Below are 18,928 nucleotides of genomic sequence, written 5' to 3'. Positions count from 1 at the left end.
CACGCGATTAGAAACGATAGCCTGCCGAGAACATAAATACCCATGGGTCCAGACGCACGCTGTCATGCTGCTGCACGCCGCCCATTTTATAATTGGCGGTAGTATCAATATCCATGTACCAGACAGAGGCGCCAATTAACCAGTCGCGGTTAATCAGGTAATCTACCCCAACTTGCCCTGCCGCGCCCCAGGAATCCTTAAAGCTCAGATCGGACAGCCCGGCATTTTTACCATTATCGTTAAAGTCGTTATCGAAGAAGGTGGTGTAGTTCACCCCCACGCCGACATAAGGACGCACTTTGCTGCTGGAATCGCCGAAGTACCACTGCGCCATTAACGTTGGCGGTAACAGGTGGACCGTGGCGATATCGCCCGTCGCGCCCGTACCCACCTTATGGCGGAACGGCGTAGCCGCCAGCAATTCAACCCCGATATTGTCCGTCGCCATGTAAGTGAATGTCAGGCCGAGTTGCGTGTTATTACTCACATCAAACCCGTTTAAATGCCCCAGCGTACCACCCGCCCCTTCTGTAGGTCTGACGGTTGCCGGACCTGCACGCATAAAGAATTCTCCGGCTTCGTGCGCGAACGCGCTGCCTGAGAGAAGAGTTGTTAACGCCAGTGCCGCCACTGTAAATTTTTTCATACCCGCTCCATCGTTATGGTTATAAAAGCGTGATGAATATACCCACAATGAAGTAATAAGTGATCTAACACAGATCACATTTGTTCTTATAATTTAACATTTATTGATCCAGATTAATTTAGAACTTGTATTGAAAATCCTGGTTATAGGAATTCAGATCAATTTTGACATATTCACGCTATGCAAATATTTGTCTGCTCCTGTTGCCCTGGCGATAAAGGCTGGCTAAGGTAATCAATGTCCCGCAATGGCGCGTGGCGTTAAGATTCGCGAACACTGCGGGACAGATTAATTTCCGTTGTAATCTATTGATACGTGAGTTTTTTGCAGGTGAATCATGAGCGTTCTTAACCCATGCATGACATGCGGTGCCTGTTGTGCCTATTTTCGTGTCTCCTTTTATTGGGCGGAAGGCGACGACGCCAGCGGACGCGTTCCGGCGTCATTAACCGAGCCTGTTACCCCTTTTTTACGTTGTATGGCCGGCACCAACCAAAAACAGCCGCACTGTAAAGCGCTAATTGGCACGCCGGGTGAAAACGTCAGTTGCGCTATTTATGAAAACCGCCCTTCAACCTGTCGCGAATTTTCGATATCGGGCGAAGGAGGCGAAGTGAATGAGGCGTGTAATCGCGCCCGCGCGCGATACGGATTACCGCCGCTTTACAAAGATATGCTTTTCCATACAACTGCTGATGCTGCCACTGTAGAGTTATCCAGGGTACAATTGCCCGCAAATTAACACCTGCAAAACTCAAGGAGAGTGCATGTCTATCACGGCGAAGTCCGTTTACCGTGACGCCGGAAATTTTTTCCGAAATCAATTTATTACTATCTTGCTGGTTTCGTTGCTGTGCGCATTTATCACGGTGGTCTTAGGTCATGCCTTTTCACCCAGCGATGCGCAAATCGCGCAACTCAGTGAAGGAGAACATCTGGCAGGCAGCGCTGGCCTGTTTGAGCTGGTACAAAATATGACGCCGGAGCAGCAACAGATCCTGTTGCGCGCCTCTGCCGCCTCGACGTTTTCCGGGCTTATCGGCAACGCTATTCTGGCCGGCGGTATCATCCTGATGATTCAGTTAGTTTCAGCGGGACATCGGGTTAGCGCGCTGCGCGCTATCGGCGCCAGCGCCCCTGCATTGCCTAAACTGTTTATTCTTATTTTTCTGACTACCCTGTTAGTGCAAATCGGTATAATGCTGATTGTCGTTCCGGGGATTATTATGGCCATTGTGCTGGCGCTTGCGCCAGTGATGTTGGTTGAAGAGAAAATGGGCGTGTTTGCCGCAATGCGCAGCAGTATGCGTTTAGCCTGGGCTAACATGAGACTGGTCGCGCCTGCGGTGATAGGCTGGTTACTGGCTAAAACATTGCTATTGCTGTTCGCGCCCAGCTTCGCTGTACTGACCCCAAATGTAGGCGCTGTACTGGCGAATACGTTGAGCAATCTGATTTCCGCAGTATTGCTTATCTACTTATTCCGCCTGTATATGTTGATTCGCCAATAATCCGCAATGCGCCGTTACGCGGCGCATTCGACGCTCGTTGATGATGGAATCGAAGAATGAAGCAGTTTCTGGATTTTTTACCGCTGGTTGTCTTTTTTGCGTTTTATAAACTTTATGACATCTATGCGGCGACCTCCGCACTGATTGTCGCGACGGCAATCGTGCTGATTTATAGCTGGGTGCGCTATCGGAAAATAGAGAAGATGGCGCTGATTACCTTTGTTCTGGTTGCCGTCTTCGGCGGTCTGACGCTCTTCTTCCATAACGATGAATTTATTAAATGGAAGGTGACGGTTATTTATGCGCTGTTCGCCGGCGCGCTGTTAATAAGCCAGTGGGTGATGAAAAAACCGTTAATCCAACGTATGTTAGGTAAAGAACTGGCGTTGCCGCAGCAGGTCTGGTCAAAGCTGAACCTGGCGTGGGCGCTGTTTTTTATTGCGTGCGGTCTGGCTAACATTTATATCGCCTTCTGGTTGCCGCAAAATATCTGGGTCAACTTTAAGGTCTTTGGACTCACGGCGCTGACGCTCATTTTTACCCTGCTGAGCGGCGTCTATATCTACCGGCATCTGCCACAGGAAGATAAATCATAACCCTCCCGTGACTTATCATCGCCAGACTGCGAACGCCTGGCGATATTTTCTTCGCCTTTACGCCCTGCGCTTTCCCGTCAGTACCTTTATTCCCACTATTCTCCACACAAAATTCATAGTAGCATCGCGGCTGTAATTTTTTCTGATAGTCGGTTTTACAATGACAACAATGGATAATACTCCTCAGGGCGAGCTGGTTTTACGTACATTGGCCATGCCTGCCGATACCAATGCGAACGGCGATATTTTTGGCGGCTGGCTGATGTCGCAAATGGATATTGGCGGCGCGATACTGGCCAAAGAGATCGCGCACGGTCGGGTTGTAACCGTACGCGTGGAAGGAATGACATTTCTGCGCCCCGTCGCGGTTGGCGATGTCGTATGCTGCTACGCACGCTGCGTTAAACGCGGTACGACGTCTATTAGCATCAATATTGAAGTCTGGGTGAAAAAAGTCGCGTCAGAACCGATTGGACAGCGCTACAAGGCCACCGAGGCGCTGTTTATTTATGTTGCCGTCGATCCGGACGGTAAACCTCGCCCGCTCCCGGTTCAGGGTTAAGTATACCCGCTTACGCCGCCAGCAGGTGATGGTATATTCCTACTGGCGGCGCCAGAGATTACTCAATCTGCGCCGTACCGTTCAGACGGAAGATAATATTGACCACCAGCCCGGAACCCGGCTTGCCTGCTTCATAGCGCCATTTGCGCATCGCATTCTTAACTTCACGCTCAAACATATTGGCTGGCTGCGCGGATAGAATCTGTACATTTTCCACTCGCCCAGCAGAGGTCACGTCAAACTTCACCTTTACGCGGCCTTCAATACGTAACGCCTGTGCTCGCGCCGGATACTGCGGCTGGTTACGGCTCAGAGCGCGAGGTCCAGTGGGCACGCTCACCGCGGGCTTGCTAGTCGCCGATGCGGTGCTGCTTGTTGGCCGCACCGGGGCGCTATTTTCAAACGGTGAGGCAGGACGCGGCGCGGCTGGTTTGACTTCGCGCTTCGGCTGCTCTTCAACCTTTTTCACCGGTTTCGGTTTTGGCTTGGGTTTTGGCTTAGGTTTGGGTTTCTCAATCACCACGGGCGCTTCTTTAGGCGGTTCAGGGATCGGCTCTGGCTCCGGTTCGGGTTCAACCACCGGCTCCGGCGGCGGCTGAACCGCCTGGGGCGGCTCCAGGTCGGCGGGTGAAACCATTGTCACCGTGATAGGCTGCGCTGGCGCAGGCAATTCAATAACCTGATGTACCGAGGTATAGAGCAAACCTGCCACTACAGCACCATGAATGCCTACGGAAAGGAGTGTCGGCCAGGGAAAGCGACGAGGTAAATCAAGGGTCATTGAAGTCATAATCGTTTCAGTTGAAAAACCAGAGCTGAATTTTAAATGCAAATAGCAATCATATTCAATAAGGCATTGCCGATAGCGGCATTTAAAAGATGATATCGCGCAAAAACACCACACAAAATGTGCATGTTTAACAAAGTCGGTATCTTTACATTGCAGTTAAATGCCCTTTCCAATAACGTAATCAGCAACTTTTACCGATTAAGGAGCTCTACCCGTGCTGTATGTTATTTACGCTCAGGATAATGCTAACTCGCTTGAAAAACGCCTCTCGGTACGGCCCGCGCATCTGGCGCGCCTGCAACTTCTGCATGATGAAGGGCGATTATTAACTGCCGGGCCGATGCCCGCAGTGGACAGTAACGATCCTGGGGTAGCCGGATTTACCGGGTCAACGGTGATTGCTGAATTTGAATCTTTAGAAGCGGCGCAATCCTGGGCTGATGCGGATCCCTACGTCGCAGCGGGCGTCTATGCGCAGGTTTCGGTCAAACCATATAAGAAGATCTTTTGAAAAGGATGGCCTGTTGGGCACCGCATACGGTGCCCTTTCTGGCTCACACACCGTGAATCGCAAAGAGTAATGAATTACGCTGACGATTAAAGATGCATTTCCTGATGGTATGGATACGCATATTACGGCGTGATTGCCCTTCAAGCCAACGCGCTTTACGGCGGCTCGCCTGACGTAGCATTCGCCAGCGCCCCACTTCCGTTCTACTACGCTTCATGTTTACGACTCTCACTGTAACAGAAGCGCCATTATACCCCCTCGCCGGATGCAGACCAGCGCTTTTCCCGTGTTTTTATTTGCCATGTGAATCCTGACGCGTAAACTCTTAACAACACGCTTTCTAAAGGATTTTTAAAGTTATGACAACCTTCTACACCGTGGTGAGTTGGCTGGTCATTTTGGGATATTGGGTTCTCATTGCCGGCGTCACATTACGTATTCTAATGAAACGGCGCGCAGTTCCCTCCGCAATGGCCTGGTTGTTAATCATCTATATCCTTCCGCTGGTCGGGATCATCGCCTATTTGTCCGTGGGCGAATTGCATTTAGGCAAACGTCGCGCCGAGCGTGCCCGCGCCATGTGGCCGTCTACCGCCAAATGGTTGAATGACCTCAAAGCCTGCAAACACATTTTCGCGCAAGAAAACAGTAGCGTCGCATCGTCCTTGTTTAAGCTGTGCGAACGACGTCAGGGGATTGCGGGCGTCAAAGGCAACCAGTTGCAATTGCTTACCGACTCCGATGATGTCATGCAGGCGCTTATTCGCGATATCCAACTGGCGCGGCACAATATCGAAATGGTGTTTTACATCTGGCAGCCAGGCGGCATGGCGGATCAGGTCGCTGAATCGTTAATGGCCGCTGCCCGCCGTGGCATCCACTGCCGGCTTATGCTGGACTCCGCGGGTAGCGTCGCTTTCTTCCGCAGCCCCTGGGCGGCCATGATGCGTAACGCTGGCATTGAAGTCGTAGAGGCGCTGAAGGTGAATCTGATGCGCGTCTTTTTACGCCGTATGGATCTTCGCCAGCACCGTAAAATGGTGATGATTGACAATTACATCGCCTATACCGGCAGTATGAATATGGTGGACCCGCGTTTTTTCAAACAGGATGCCGGCGTTGGGCAATGGGTCGATTTGATGGCGCGGATGGAGGGCCCCGTGGCGACAGCAATGGGGATTGTTTACTCCTGCGATTGGGAAATCGAGACGGGTAAACGCATTCTGCCTCCCCCGCCGGATGTGAATATTATGCCGTTTGAGCAGGCCAGCGGGCATACCATTCATACCATTGCTTCCGGCCCTGGTTTTCCGGAAGATCTCATTCACCAGGCACTATTAACCGCCACCTATGCTGCGCGCGAATATTTAATTATGACCACGCCATATTTCGTCCCCAGCGACGATCTGCTGCACGCTATTTGTACCGCTGCGCAGCGCGGCGTGGATGTCAGTATTATCCTGCCCCGTAAAAATGATTCACTGCTCGTCGGCTGGGCCAGTCGCGCCTTTTTTAGCGAGTTACTGGCGGCGGGCGTGAAAATCTATCAGTTCGAAGGCGGGCTGTTACATACCAAAAGCGTGCTGGTCGATGGCGAACTGAGCCTGGTCGGTACCGTGAATCTCGACATGCGTAGCCTGTGGCTTAATTTCGAGATTACGCTGGTCATTGATGATACGGGTTTCGGCGCCGATCTGGCTGCGGTACAGGACGATTATATTTCGCGCTCCCGCCTGTTAGATGCGCGTTTGTGGGTAAAACGTCCGTTATGGCAGCGTATTACCGAGCGATTGTTTTACTTCTTTAGTCCATTGCTGTAAAACGTGACCAACATGAGTAAACAGGTAGTCACTATGGAAATGGATCTGAACAATCGCCTGACTGAAGACGAAACGCTTGAGCAGGCTTACGATATTTTTCTTGAGCTGGCGGCGGATAATCTTGATCCGGCTGATATCATTCTGTTCAATTTGCAATTCGAGGAGCGCGGCGGCGCGGAGTTGTTTGATCCCGCTGAAGACTGGCAAGAGCACGTCGATTTTGACCTGAATCCAGACTTTTTTGCCGAGGTGGTAATTGGCCTGGCGGATACCGAAGACGGCGAAATTAACGACATTTTCGCCCGCGTTCTGCTGTGCCGGGAAAAGGACCACAAGCTGTGCCATATTCTCTGGCGCGAATAAGCGGTTCAGGCCGGATGGCGTCTGATTGCGCCCTCCGGCAAGCCTGTTTAATCCGGTAGCTTACTGCCGCATCGGTTACAATATTGCGCGCTATGTTCATGCTGGCTTTGCTGGCACTGCGGACATTTTCGCTGCCAGTGACGTTTTTGAAACGCGCTGCTCATGTGCGTGGTAATCAGTCCTGTAGGAATCGCAATCACCGAATAGCCAATCAAAATAAGCACCGACGCGACAATACGTCCCAGCGGCGTATGCGGCGTAATATCACCGTACCCCACGGTTGTGACTGTCACTATCGCCCAATACACCGAGGCATTAAGCGTCGTAAAGCCATATTTCGGTCCTTCAATAAGATACATCAGGGCACCGAAAATAATCATCACGATCGCAATAAATGAATAGAACAGAATAAGCTGATGACGCGCGCTAATAATGGCGCTCCAGAATACGCGCAGGGATGGCATAAAGCGTAGCAGTTTAAGAATACGCAGCACGCGAATCGCTCGCATAGCACGCCAGGCAAACATATAGTTCAGGCTAATTTCCGGCCACAGCCACATGACGTACAGCGGCAAAATCGTCACCAGATCAATAAATCCCCAGAAACTAAAAACGTATTTTGCCGGTTCGGGCCAGCTAAACAGTCTGAGCAAGTATTCACCGGTAAATATCAGGGTAACGCAGAGCTCCAGCCAGACAAAAATATGCCATTCATCAAATGTCAGGTGATATTCCGTTCCTACGCCTGATTCAACAAAAATAACCAGTACGCTGAGCAGCGCAAACAGCGCGCATAACCCTTCAAAACGGCGACCTGAGCGCGTAGTCAAATCGAACAGATTATGATAAAGACGACGGCGAACCGACGACAAAGAAAGTGACACGGTAACCTCACCTAAAAGAAGGGCTGACGAATTGTCAGCCCTTGCGATTATAACGGGTCTACTTTAAGGCAGGAAACGGCATGGCGAAAACTCCCTTCCAGCACCGGTCGCGTTTGCGCGCATTCTGGCCCGGCTAGCGGACAGCGTGTACGGAACACGCAGCCGGAAGGCGGGTTAATGGGCGAAGGTAATTCGCCCTCCAGCAATTGTATCTTCTTATTTCGCTCCAGATCGGGATCGGGAATCGGTACCGCCGACATCAGCGCTTTGGTATAAGGATGCAGTGGATTATGGTACACCTCATCATAGGTGCCCAATTCTACCGCATGACCGAGATACATCACCAGGACACGATCAGATATGTGCTTTACGACCGCCAGATCGTGCGCAATAAAAATCAACGACAGCCCCATCTCTCGCTGTAACTGCTGGAGCAAATTCACCACCTGCGCCTGAATAGAAACGTCCAGCGCCGACACCGGCTCATCGCAAATAATAAGCTTAGGTTCCAGGATCAACGCCCGGGCGATACCGATGCGCTGGCACTGCCCCCCGGAAAATTCATGGGGATAACGGTTGATGAGATTCGGCAGCAGCCCCACTTTCAGCATCATGGCTTTCACGCGGTCACGCACGTCCTGGCGCGAAAGTTTAGGATGATAAGTGCGCAGCGGTTCAGCGATAATTTCGCCAATCGTCATTCGCGGATTGAGTGACGCCAGCGGGTCCTGGAAAATCATCTGGATATCGCTGCGCACCTCGCGCCACTCATCCGCTTTCATGCCCAACAGATCTTTTCCCAGCCAGGCGACTTTACCGTCTGTCGCCTTCACCAGACCAATAATGGCGCGCGCAAACGTCGACTTGCCGCAGCCGGATTCGCCCACCACGCCCAGCGTTTCGCCTTCATACAGGCGTAGCGTAACGCCGTCCACCGCTTTCAGGGTTTTCGGCGGTTGCCAGAACCACTGCTTCCCTTCTTTGATATCAAAATGTACTTTCAGATCGGCGATTTCGAGGAGAACTTTACGTTGTTCAATCACAGCATTCATAGCAGTTCCTCCACCGGTTTAAAACAGGCGCGCAAGCGACCAGGACTGAACGCTTCAAGTGGCGGCGCATTATTGCAGATCTCCATCGCATGAGGACAACGCGGCTGGAACGGACACCCTTTAGGCAAACGCAATAAATTGGGAGGATTGCCCGGAATCGTCAGCATTTCCGCCCCCTCGCTATCCAGACGCGGCACCGCATTAAGCAGGCCTATCGAATACGGATGAACGGGCTGATAAAAGACATCGCGCGCCTTACCGTATTCCATGGTACGCCCGGCATACATTACCAGGACCTTATCGCAAATACCCGCGACCACGCCCAGATCGTGGGTAATCATGATAATGGCGGTATTAAATTCGCGCTTTAGCTCATTAAGCAAGGTCATAATCTGCGCCTGCACGGTAACATCAAGCGCGGTGGTAGGCTCATCGGCAATAAGCAGTTTCGGCCTGCACAACAGCGCCATCGCAATCATCACACGTTGACGCATTCCGCCGGAAAATTCGTGCGGATACATTTTCATCCGTTTGCGCGCTTCCGGCATTTTTACGGCATCCAGCATTCTGACGGACTCTTCAAAAGCTTCCGCTTTGCTCATCCCTTTATGCAGCATCAGGACTTCCATTAACTGCTCCCCAACGCGCATATAAGGATTTAGCGAGGTCATCGGATCCTGAAAAATCATCGAAATCTGTTCTGCGCGCAGCGTATTCAGTTCGCGCTCAGGTAGATTAAGAATTTCACGTCCGTTGAAGGTCGCAGAACCGCCGATTCGACCATTCGTCGCCAGCAGTCCCATTAATGCGAACGCCGTTTGCGATTTCCCCGATCCAGACTCACCAACAATACCTAACGTTTCTCCAGCGCGAAGCGTAAAGTTCAGATCGTTGACCGCCGTCACATCGCCATCAGGCGTAGCGAACGTAACACGAAGATCGTTTACCTCCAGCAGTACATTCGCCGGTTGCGGCGCCTGAGTTGCGGTTTCTGATAAGCTCATGGCTGTACTCCTTAACGATCTTTCGGGTCGAGGGCATCACGCAGGCCATCGCCAATAAAGTTAAAACAGAATAACGTCACCACGAGAAAGCCAGCCGGAAACAGCAGCAGCCACGGTGAGACTTCCATTGAATTTGCGCCATCGCTCAACAACGCTCCCCAACTGCTTAACGGTTCCTGCGTCCCAAGCCCCAGGAAACTGAGGAAAGACTCAAACAGAATCATGCTGGGCACCAGCAACGATGCATACACTACCACTACGCCCAGGACGTTAGGCACAATATGGCGGATCACAATGCTGGCGGTCGACACACCACCCACCTGCGCGGCTTCGATGAACTCTTTACGTTTAAGACTTAGGGTTTGACCACGCACGATACGCGCCATATCAAGCCAGGAGACCATGCCGATGGCGACGAAAATCAACAGAATGTTCTGCCCAAAAAACGTCACCAGCAAAATCACAAAGAACATAAACGGGAACGAGTTGAGGATCTCCAACAACCGCATCATCACAGAATCAATTTTGCCGCCCAGATAGCCGGACAGCGAGCCATACAGCGTTCCGACAATGACCGCCACCAGTGCGGCGGCAATCCCGACCATTAATGAGATACGCCCGCCGATGGCAACGCGCACCAACAGATCGCGCCCGGAAGAGTCAGTGCCGAAATAGTGGCCAGACGCCATATCCGGCGCACTGGACATCATGCCCCAGTCGGTATCGAAATAGGTAAATTGCGACAGCATAGGCGCCACTGTCACGAACAGGGCTATCAGAAACAGGACAATAAGACTGGCCACCGCCGCACGGTTATGCATAAAGCGCCGACGGGCATCTTGCCAAAGGCTGCGACCTTCCACCTCCAGCTTTTCACTGAAATTTTCCAGCGTCTCGCTGTTTTTCTTACTTAACATCATCGCGAGCTCCAGTATCAATAGCGAATTTTCGGGTCGATAACGGCATAGAGCACATCGACAATGGCGTTAAATAATATGGTCAGCGCCCCGACCAGAATGGTCAAACTTAACACCAGCGAGTAATCGCGGTTGAGCGCGCCATTAACGAAAAGCTGCCCAATGCCCGGTAAGCCATAAATAGTTTCAATCACCATTGAGCCGGTAATAATGCCGACAAAGGCTGGCCCCATATAGGATAAAACCGGCAGCAGCGCAGGTTTTAACGCATGGCGGAAGATGATTCTGCGCATCGGTAATCCTTTTGCCCGCGCGGTACGAATAAAGTTCGAATGCAGAACTTCAATCATTGAGCCGCGCGTAATACGAGCGATGCTGGCAATATAGGCCAGTGAAAGCGCGACCATCGGCAGGATCATAAATTTTAACGCCCCGCCGTTCCAGCCGCCGCCAGGCAGCCATTGCAAGGTTATTGCAAAGACCATCACCAGTAGCGGCGCTACCACAAAACTGGGGATAACGACGCCGGTCATGGCAAATCCCATCACCGTATAATCCCATCGCGTATTTTGCTTTAGCGCGGCAATCACGCCAGCGCTGACACCAATAATGACCGCCAGCAAAAAAGCGGCAGCGCCAAGTTTCGCCGAAACGGGGAAGCTGGCGGCAACCAGATCGTTGACCGTGTAATCTTTGTATTTAAACGATGGTCCAAAATCGCCATGCGCCAGCTGCTTCAGGTAGCTGAAGTACTGCGTCATGATGGGATCGTTCAGATGATATTTTGCTTCAATATTGGCCAGCACTTCCGGCGGCAATGCGCGCTCGCCAGTAAAAGGGCTACCCGGCGCGAGGCGCATCATAAAGAAAGAGATGGTAATAAGAATAAACAGCGTCGGAATCGCTTCCAGACAGCGGCGTAAAATAAATTTCAACATTGCCCGTACCTTCTGGCCTGTGCCTTTACTTCCCGGACGTGACAAAAGATCCGCCAGGGAAAGTTATAGTGCGATGAAAAAAGACACCATGGGACAACCGCAGTTGTCCCATGTCTTGCCATTAATGTTTGATAATATATAAGTTTTTCACATAAATATTATCCAGCGGGTCTTTACCGGTATACCCGCCCACCCAGGGTTTCACCAGGCGCGCGTTAACGTAGTAATACACCGGCACAATAGCCGAGTCTTTATCTAACTGCTGCTCCGCTTTAGCGTAGAGTTCGCTGCGCTGCGTATCGTCCGCCACTTTCAGCGTGTCGGCAATCAGCTTATCAAACGCCGGGCTCTTATAATGCGCGGTGTTATTTGAACTGTCGGACAACATGGTATTCAGGAACGAGGTCGGTTCATTATAATCTGCGCACCACCCGGCTCTGGCAACATCAAAGGTGCCCTGATGACGGGTATCCAGGAAGGTTTTCCATTCCTGATTCTCCAGATTCACATTGACGCCCAGATTTTTCTTCCAGATAGACGCCACGGCAATGGCCAGTTTTTTATGCAGATCGGAGGTGTTATACAGCAGGTCGAATGTTAAGGGCTTATCCGCCGTAAAGCCGGCTTCAGCCAACAATTTCTTCGCTTCTTCATTACGCTTTTGCTGGGACCATTTGAACCACTCAGGCTCTACCAGTTTTGCGCCATCGGTATACGGCGGCGTGTAGCTATAAGCGGGTAAATCGCCCTGATTTTTAACCTTATTAACAATAATGTCGCGATCTAACGCCAGTTTCAGCGCGGTACGCACGCGGACATCGTTAAACGGCGCTTTTTGATTATTAATTTCGTAATAATAGGTACACAAATAAGGGTCTACGCGGACTTCATTCGGAATCTCTTTCTTCAGTTTCTGGAATAATTCGATCGGCATATTGTTATAAGTCATATCGATCTCGCCGCTGCGGTAGCGGTTGACATCCGTCACCTCCGAAGAGATAGGCAAATAAGTTACCTGATTGATGACGGTTTTGGCGTTATCCCAGTATTGCGGGTTACGCTCCAGCACGATACGTTCGTTCACCACCCAGTTTTTTAACTTATAAGCGCCGTTAGTGACAATATTGGCCGGTTGCGTCCATTTATCGCCAAATTTTTCGACCGCTGATTTCGGTACAGGAGACACTGAAGGGTGGACCAACAATTTGTAGAAATAAGGCACCGGCTCACTTAAGGTCACTTCAAAGGTGTGATCATCAAGCGCTTTTACCCCCAGATCGGTGGCGGGTTTTTTACCGGCGATAATGTCATCGATATTAGCGATATGACCGTATTGCAGATAGCTGGCGTACGGCGATGCCGTATTAGGATCGGCCAGGCGTTGCCAGCTATAAACGAAATCATGGGCGGTGACGGGCGTACCATCTGACCATTTCGCATTTTCACGTAGATGGAATGTCCAGACTTTAAAATCTTTATTTTCCCATTTTTCCGCGACGCCCGGTGAAGGATGCCCCTCGACATCACTAATTAATAAGCCTTCGAAGAGGTCACGGCTGACGTTCGATTCCGGCACGCCTTCAATTTTATGCGGGTCGAGAGACTGCACTTCTGATCCATTATTACGTACCAACGTTTGCTTGTCGGCTAACTGAACGCCGGCGGGCACGTCTGCCGCAGTCGCGGCGCTGGCGGCGATGAGCGCAGTGAGTATTCCCGCTGCAATCAAACTTTTTTTCGTGATGTTAGACATTGTGTTTGTACTCCACTCATTATAATTACTGGTTTTTACCAGCCTGTTTAATCCCGTCAGGGTTCCTGTACAGCACTGGTGGTGTACTGCCAGGTCTGTCACTGCTTTTGCTATCACCGACTTTATTTATTCTGACGATTCGTTCGATCGCCTTTCGTCGATTCGGTATACGACGTACCTGCCCACGTCGCACGTTATTTCTGACAACCATGTAAATGAAAATAGTTATCAACAATGTGAAATCTTCTGCAAAATGTTTGGCCGAAAAGTATCAAATGCGTTTCTGAACCGCCAATTCATTTTACAATTTTGTTAACCAATTCTCTTTTATGGAAAAATCCCTGCCCAAAAAAACAGTTAAACAATGTTAAAAATCTTTGATTTATTCTTTATAATCAATAAGTTGAAAGAAAAATATCTCTCTGTCGCATCGTAGGTTATGCCTGCGCCAGAAAACACACACAAATTTAACAAATGCTCATTATTTAGCACATTCATCTACGATGGAGCTGAAACAACTAATAACATTTCAATAATCCTTCATCAAGCCCCAGAGTATGGTGTGAATAAAATAACAGACCTACCGCCTCTCACGGTCTCAGTAATGTTGATAATAGTTTGATTAATAAAAATAAATAGCGTTAGATTATATTAGTATTTTTTATCATTTAAACGCTGAATGCTTATCAAAGTAAGAAGTGTTACGTGGGAATGTCACAAGGCGGCCCCTTAGGGCGCCGCCTGTAAATCAGCAGGTGGGAGTTTAGTTGAGCAAGCCGGGGAAAATGCCTTTTATTCCTGTGACAATAAATTCGATGCCGAGCGCCATTAACAACAACCCCATGATTCGGGTAATAACGTTGATACCAGTTTGCCCCAGCAAACGAACCAGCCACGGCGCCATACGGAACACGCCCCAGCAGCAAAGCGCAAAAAGCGCAATGGCAACTGAAAAGCCAAGCAAATGCGCGATGCTGTGATAACGCGTCCCCCAGACGATAGTGGAGCTGATCGCCCCTGGCCCCGCCATTAACGGCAGCGCTAACGGCACAACGCCAATGCTCTCGCGTATGGCCGTCTCTGACTTTTCTTGCTTGTTTTGTTTATCTTCCCCCAGCTTCCCGCTGATCATCGACATTGCAATGGTGACAACCAGGATACCGCCCGCAATTCTGAACGAATCAATAGAAATACCAAACAGCTGCAGGATGCCATCGCCGAGGAATAAGGAACTCCACAAGATAATCGCGACCGACAGATTCGCGGTGAGGTTAGTTTTATTACGCGCCGTGGCCGTCTGGTAGCTGGTCATGCTGATGAAAACGGGAATAATCCCCACCGGGTTAACCAGCGCAAAGAGCCCGATAAAGAACTTAAAGTAAACAGGAAAATCAAAAAGCGGTTGAATCACGGTTAGCTCCGAAGCGTTAGCCGGATGAAGTCAATTTTCGTTAATGATCAAAACGCGCAGAAGATACGCCTTTTATTCGCATAGTTCACCTCTTATCTACACCTAATTTCATCCATTCATCGCTGTTATTTATATGTACTCGTTATGCTAAACCACTCACTCTTCATGACAACGATTTCTTAACAATTTACATAAAAGGCTAAAATGGCCTGCTGAAAGGTGTCAGCTTTGCGTAATCTTGATTTAGATCACACAATCGCTACTCAGAAGTGAGTAATCTTGCTTACGCCACCTGGACGTAACGCGTTAGAGTTAAATGATACTAACGCAGAAGCTCTTTTAGTAAATCAGAGCAAAACGGACGTTAAGTAACCACCTGAATTTCAGGCATTTATACAAAGTATCGTCGATCTGTCTATACTCACGTATCGCGCAGATGATTTACTAAAAAAGTTTAACATTATCAGGAGAGCATTATGGCTGTTACTAATGTCGCTGAACTTAACGCACTCGTAGAGCGTGTAAAAAAAGCCCAGCGTGAATATGCCAGTTTCACTCAAGAACAGGTCGACAAAATCTTCCGCGCCGCCGCTCTGGCAGCCGCTGATGCCCGCATTCCGCTGGCCAAAATGGCCGTCGCCGAATCCGGTATGGGTATCGTGGAAGACAAAGTGATTAAAAACCACTTCGCTTCTGAATATATTTACAATGCCTATAAAGATGAAAAAACCTGCGGCGTGCTGTCTGAAGACGACACCTTCGGGACCATCACCATTGCTGAACCTATCGGCATTATTTGCGGTATCGTTCCAACCACTAACCCGACCTCTACCGCGATCTTCAAATCGCTGATTAGCCTGAAGACCCGTAACGCCATCATCTTTTCTCCGCATCCGCGCGCTAAAGAGGCAACCAACAAAGCGGCAGATATCGTTCTGCAAGCGGCTATCGCTGCCGGCGCGCCGAAAGATCTGATTGGCTGGATCGATCAACCTTCCGTAGAACTGTCTAATGCACTGATGCACCACCCGGATATCAACCTGATCCTCGCCACTGGCGGTCCAGGCATGGTTAAAGCAGCATACAGCTCCGGTAAACCTGCTATCGGCGTAGGCGCAGGCAACACCCCGGTTGTCATTGATGAAACCGCGGATATCAAACGCGCTGTGGCGTCTGTTCTGATGTCTAAAACCTTCGATAACGGCGTAATCTGTGCTTCTGAACAGTCTGTTGTCGTTGTTGATTCCGTCTATGATGCCGTTCGCGAACGTTTCGCCAGCCACGGCGGCTACATGCTGCAGGGCCAGGAGCTGAAAGCGGTTCAAAACGTTATCCTGAAAAATGGCGCTCTGAACGCCGCTATCGTCGGCCAGCCAGCCTACAAAATTGCTGAACTGGCAGGCTTCTCCGTACCAGAAACCACCAAGATTCTGATCGGTGAAGTTACGGTCGTTGACGAAAGCGAACCGTTCGCACACGAAAAACTGTCTCCGACTCTGGCGATGTACCGTGCGAAAGATTTCGAAGAAGCGGTAGAAAAAGCAGAAAAACTGGTCGCTATGGGCGGTATCGGTCACACCTCCTGCCTGTACACTGACCAGGATAACCAGCCAGAACGCGTTGCTTACTTCGGTCAGATGATGAAAACCGCGCGTATCCTGATCAACACCCCGGCCTCTCAGGGTGGTATCGGTGACCTGTACAACTTCAAACTCGCACCTTCCCTGACGTTGGGTTGTGGTTCCTGGGGTGGTAACTCCATCTCTGAAAACGTTGGTCCGAAACACCTGATCAACAAGAAAACCGTTGCTAAGCGAGCTGAAAACATGTTGTGGCACAAACTTCCGAAATCTATCTACTTCCGCCGTGGCTCTCTGCCCATCGCGCTGGATGAAGTGATTACTGATGGCCACAAACGTGCGCTCATCGTGACTGACCGCTTCCTGTTCAACAACGGCTATGCAGACCAGATCACCTCTGTGCTGAAAGCGGCTGGCGTTGAAACCGAAGTCTTCTTCGAAGTTGAAGCCGACCCGACGCTTTCCGTTGTGCGCAAAGGCGCTGAGCTGGCTAACTCCTTCAAACCGGACGTGATCATCGCGCTGGGCGGTGGTTCCCCGATGGACGCCGCGAAAATCATGTGGGTCATGTACGAACATCCGGAAACTCACTTCGAAGAGCTGGCGCTGCGCTTTATGGACATCCGTAAACGTATCTACAAGTTCCCGAAAATGGGCGTGAAAGCGAAAATGATCGCCGTCACCACCACTTCCGGTACCGGTTCTGAAGTCACACCGTTTGCGGTTGTGACCGACGATGCAACCGGTCAGAAATATCCGCTGGCTGACTATGCCCTGACCCCGGATATGGCGATTGTCGACGCCAACCTGGTGATGGATATGCCGAAGTCCCTGTGTGCGTTCGGTGGTCTGGATGCGGTAACTCACGCCCTGGAAGCTTACGTTTCCGTACTGGCTTCTGAGTTCTCTGACGGTCAGGCTCTGCAGGCTCTGAAACTGCTGAAAGAAAACCTGCCGGCGTCTTACCACGAAGGGTCTAAAAACCCGGTTGCGCGTGAACGTGTTCACAGTGCAGCGACTATCGCCGGTATCGCGTTTGCCAACGCCTTCCTCGGTGTATGTCACTCCATGGCGCACAAACTGGGCTCTCAGTTCCACATTCCGCACGGTCTGGCGAACGCCCTGCTGATTTGTAACGTTATCCGCTACAACGCGAATGACAACCCGACCAAGCAGACCGCTTTCAGCCAGTACGATCGTCCGCAGGCACGCCGTCGTTACGCTGAAATTGCTGACCACCTGGGCCTGAGCGCGCCGGGCGACCGTACCGCCGCTAAGATTGAAAAACTGCTGGCATGGCTGGAAAGCATTAAAGCTGAGCTGGGTATTCCTAAGTCTATCCGTGAAGCAGGCGTACAGGAAGCTGACTTCCTGGCACACGTTGACAAACTGTCTGAAGATGCCTTCGATGACCAGTGCACCGGCGCTAACCCGCGTTATCCACTGATCTCCGAACTGAAACAGATTCTGCTGGATACCTACTACGGTCGTGATTTCACCGAAGGTGAAGTTGCAGCGAAGAAAGACGTCGTTGCCGCACCGAAAGCAGAGAAAAAAGCGAAAAAATCCGCTTAATTCGTTATCTGTTTTAGCATGACAATAACGGCCTCAATTGAGGCCGTTTTTTTGTTTTACCTGTTTATCTGATGCCTGAAGGCGCTATGCTGATCATCTGGCCTACGTGCTCACGGCACGCCCTTCGTCAGGAGGCCTGAGTAATGACCTCCAAAGCGCTACAGGGCGTTTTATAAGCCGATCTTTACCTCAGGTATCATATGTGCCGATGACGCTCCTGAATCGCCGTCAGTGAGTCCTCCTCCAGCGCGTCCTTATAATGCTTACGGCAAACTGAAACGTAGCGTTCATTCCCGCCAATAACCACCTGTTCGCCTTCGTTATAAGGCCTGCCGTCCTGATCAAGGCGCAGAACCATACTGGCTTTACGACCGCAGAAACAGATAGTTTTTAATTCCACCAGCTTATCTGACCATGCCAGCAAGTATTGGCTGCCGACAAAGAGCTCCCCACGAAAGTCTGTTCGTAGCCCATAGCAAAGTACTGGAATATCTAATTTGTCGACAACCTCGGATAATTGATAAACCTGCTGGCGAGTCAAAAACTGGCTTTCGTCGACTAACACGCAATGTATTGTCTGCCGCGCGCTCTCGGCACGAATCTCTTCAAACAAGGATGTATTTTGGTTAAACAATTTTGCCGGCGACGACAAACCGATACGAGAGCTGACTTTGCCTGCGCCGAAACGATCGTCGATTTCCGCCGTATATACGACGGTACGCATCCCGCGTTCCTGATAATTGTATGAAGATTGCAGCAGTGCAGTCGACTTACCCGCATTCATTGCCGAATAGTAGAAATATAGCTGTGCCATTGGTCGCAGGACCTCACCTGAGTGAAATAAAGATTGGCGGGATTGTACCATAATTTACCGACGCGACGGCGCGGCTCGCGCTCCGGTGAGTATTAAGAATTGTACAAACATCGCTCACTATACCCAAAATAATTCGCGTTGCTTAAAGGCGGCAAGGGAGTGAGTCCCCAGGAGCATAGATAACTATGTGACTGGAGTGAG

19 protein-coding genes are annotated in these 18,928 nt (G+C 50.5%); 8 read left to right on the top strand and 11 right to left on the bottom strand.

What is annotated here, in order from left to right; translation table 11 throughout:
* Window positions 1-7 precede the first annotated feature (7 nt).
* Complete coding sequence (ompW, locus tag J4617_RS02650; protein WP_000714800.1) at window positions 8-646, bottom strand: outer membrane protein OmpW; 639 nt, start codon at window positions 644-646, stop codon at window positions 8-10.
* 337 nt (window positions 647-983) lie between these two features.
* Here ompW and J4617_RS02645 point away from each other — a divergent pair, with 337 nt between their 5' ends.
* The 4 genes from J4617_RS02645 (at window position 984) to yciA (ending at window position 3,315) form a co-directional block, all read left to right on the top strand.
* Window positions 984-1,388: a YkgJ family cysteine cluster protein gene (locus J4617_RS02645; protein WP_000114955.1), complete on the top strand. Its 405-nt coding sequence runs from the start codon at window positions 984-986 to the stop codon at window positions 1,386-1,388.
* A gap of 25 nt (window positions 1,389-1,413) precedes the next feature.
* Window positions 1,414-2,157 (top strand): YciC family protein, encoded by a 744-nt coding sequence (locus tag J4617_RS02640; RefSeq protein ID WP_000028507.1) that lies wholly within the window; start codon window positions 1,414-1,416, stop codon window positions 2,155-2,157.
* A gap of 56 nt (window positions 2,158-2,213) precedes the next feature.
* Entirely contained in the window at window positions 2,214-2,753 is a 540-nt protein-coding gene (locus J4617_RS02635) for a septation protein A (protein WP_000808682.1), read from the top strand.
* A 160-nt stretch (window positions 2,754-2,913) separates the two neighbouring features.
* Window positions 2,914-3,315 (top strand): acyl-CoA thioester hydrolase YciA, encoded by a 402-nt coding sequence (yciA, locus tag J4617_RS02630; protein ID WP_000210317.1) that lies wholly within the window; start codon window positions 2,914-2,916, stop codon window positions 3,313-3,315.
* Window positions 3,316-3,373: 58 nt separating this feature from the next.
* Here the strand turns inward: yciA and tonB are convergent, their stop codons facing one another.
* Complete coding sequence (gene tonB / locus J4617_RS02625) at window positions 3,374-4,096, bottom strand: TonB system transport protein TonB (protein ID WP_001531563.1); 723 nt, start codon at window positions 4,094-4,096, stop codon at window positions 3,374-3,376.
* A gap of 223 nt (window positions 4,097-4,319) precedes the next feature.
* On the opposite strand from tonB, the gene J4617_RS02620 reads away from it, so the two are divergent.
* Window positions 4,320-4,616 carry a YciI family protein gene (locus tag J4617_RS02620; protein ID WP_000967605.1) on the top strand — a complete coding sequence of 99 codons (297 nt, stop codon included), beginning with the start codon at window positions 4,320-4,322 and terminating at the stop codon, window positions 4,614-4,616.
* Window positions 4,617-4,659: 43 nt separating this feature from the next.
* Here the strand turns inward: J4617_RS02620 and J4617_RS02615 are convergent, their stop codons facing one another.
* Window positions 4,660-4,833 carry a YciY family protein gene (locus tag J4617_RS02615; RefSeq protein WP_001531561.1) on the bottom strand — a complete coding sequence of 58 codons (174 nt, stop codon included), beginning with the start codon at window positions 4,831-4,833 and terminating at the stop codon, window positions 4,660-4,662.
* A gap of 142 nt (window positions 4,834-4,975) precedes the next feature.
* Between J4617_RS02615 and cls the strand changes: the two genes are divergently transcribed.
* Complete coding sequence (gene cls / locus J4617_RS02610; protein ID WP_000206886.1) at window positions 4,976-6,436, top strand: cardiolipin synthase; 1,461 nt, start codon at window positions 4,976-4,978, stop codon at window positions 6,434-6,436.
* Between the two features lie 33 nt (window positions 6,437-6,469).
* Window positions 6,470-6,799: an HI1450 family dsDNA-mimic protein gene (locus tag J4617_RS02605; RefSeq protein WP_000425070.1), complete on the top strand. Its 330-nt coding sequence runs from the start codon at window positions 6,470-6,472 to the stop codon at window positions 6,797-6,799.
* A 47-nt stretch (window positions 6,800-6,846) separates the two neighbouring features.
* On the opposite strand, the gene J4617_RS02600 is transcribed toward J4617_RS02605, so the two are convergent.
* The 7 genes from J4617_RS02600 to J4617_RS02570 form a co-directional block, all read right to left on the bottom strand.
* Window positions 6,847-7,683, bottom strand: coding sequence for an ion transporter (locus J4617_RS02600; protein ID WP_000059074.1), 837 nt, complete (start codon window positions 7,681-7,683; stop codon window positions 6,847-6,849).
* 47 nt (window positions 7,684-7,730) lie between these two features.
* Window positions 7,731-8,735, bottom strand: coding sequence for a murein tripeptide/oligopeptide ABC transporter ATP-binding protein OppF (gene oppF / locus J4617_RS02595; RefSeq protein WP_000994698.1), 1,005 nt, complete (start codon window positions 8,733-8,735; stop codon window positions 7,731-7,733).
* Entirely contained in the window at window positions 8,732-9,739 is a 1,008-nt protein-coding gene (locus J4617_RS02590) for an ABC transporter ATP-binding protein (RefSeq protein ID WP_000058857.1), read from the bottom strand. The genes oppF and J4617_RS02590 overlap by 4 nt, the downstream gene beginning before the upstream one ends.
* An 11-nt stretch (window positions 9,740-9,750) precedes the next feature.
* Window positions 9,751-10,659: an oligopeptide ABC transporter permease OppC gene (gene oppC, locus J4617_RS02585; protein WP_000979653.1), complete on the bottom strand. Its 909-nt coding sequence runs from the start codon at window positions 10,657-10,659 to the stop codon at window positions 9,751-9,753.
* A gap of 14 nt (window positions 10,660-10,673) precedes the next feature.
* Window positions 10,674-11,594: an oligopeptide ABC transporter permease OppB gene (gene oppB / locus J4617_RS02580; RefSeq protein ID WP_000911097.1), complete on the bottom strand. Its 921-nt coding sequence runs from the start codon at window positions 11,592-11,594 to the stop codon at window positions 10,674-10,676.
* Window positions 11,595-11,715: 121 nt separating this feature from the next.
* Complete coding sequence (gene oppA / locus J4617_RS02575) at window positions 11,716-13,347, bottom strand: oligopeptide ABC transporter substrate-binding protein OppA (protein ID WP_001521098.1); 1,632 nt, start codon at window positions 13,345-13,347, stop codon at window positions 11,716-11,718.
* Between the two features lie 763 nt (window positions 13,348-14,110).
* Window positions 14,111-14,758 (bottom strand): YchE family NAAT transporter, encoded by a 648-nt coding sequence (locus J4617_RS02570; RefSeq protein WP_000615840.1) that lies wholly within the window; start codon window positions 14,756-14,758, stop codon window positions 14,111-14,113.
* Window positions 14,759-15,234: 476 nt separating this feature from the next.
* Between J4617_RS02570 and adhE the strand changes: the two genes are divergently transcribed.
* Window positions 15,235-17,913: a bifunctional acetaldehyde-CoA/alcohol dehydrogenase gene (adhE, locus tag J4617_RS02565; RefSeq protein ID WP_000301678.1), complete on the top strand. Its 2,679-nt coding sequence runs from the start codon at window positions 15,235-15,237 to the stop codon at window positions 17,911-17,913.
* Window positions 17,914-18,109: 196 nt separating this feature from the next.
* On the opposite strand, the gene tdk is transcribed toward adhE, so the two are convergent.
* Complete coding sequence (gene tdk, locus J4617_RS02560; protein ID WP_000068095.1) at window positions 18,110-18,727, bottom strand: thymidine kinase; 618 nt, start codon at window positions 18,725-18,727, stop codon at window positions 18,110-18,112.
* Between the last annotated feature and the right edge of the window lie 201 nt (window positions 18,728-18,928).

This window comes from Salmonella sp. 32010601201800023SM, from assembly GCF_017572235.1.
GTDB classification, from domain to species: domain Bacteria; phylum Pseudomonadota; class Gammaproteobacteria; order Enterobacterales; family Enterobacteriaceae; genus Salmonella; species Salmonella enterica.
Note: the sequence above shows the minus strand (reverse complement) of the source record. Positions and strands in the feature narration are given on the sequence as shown.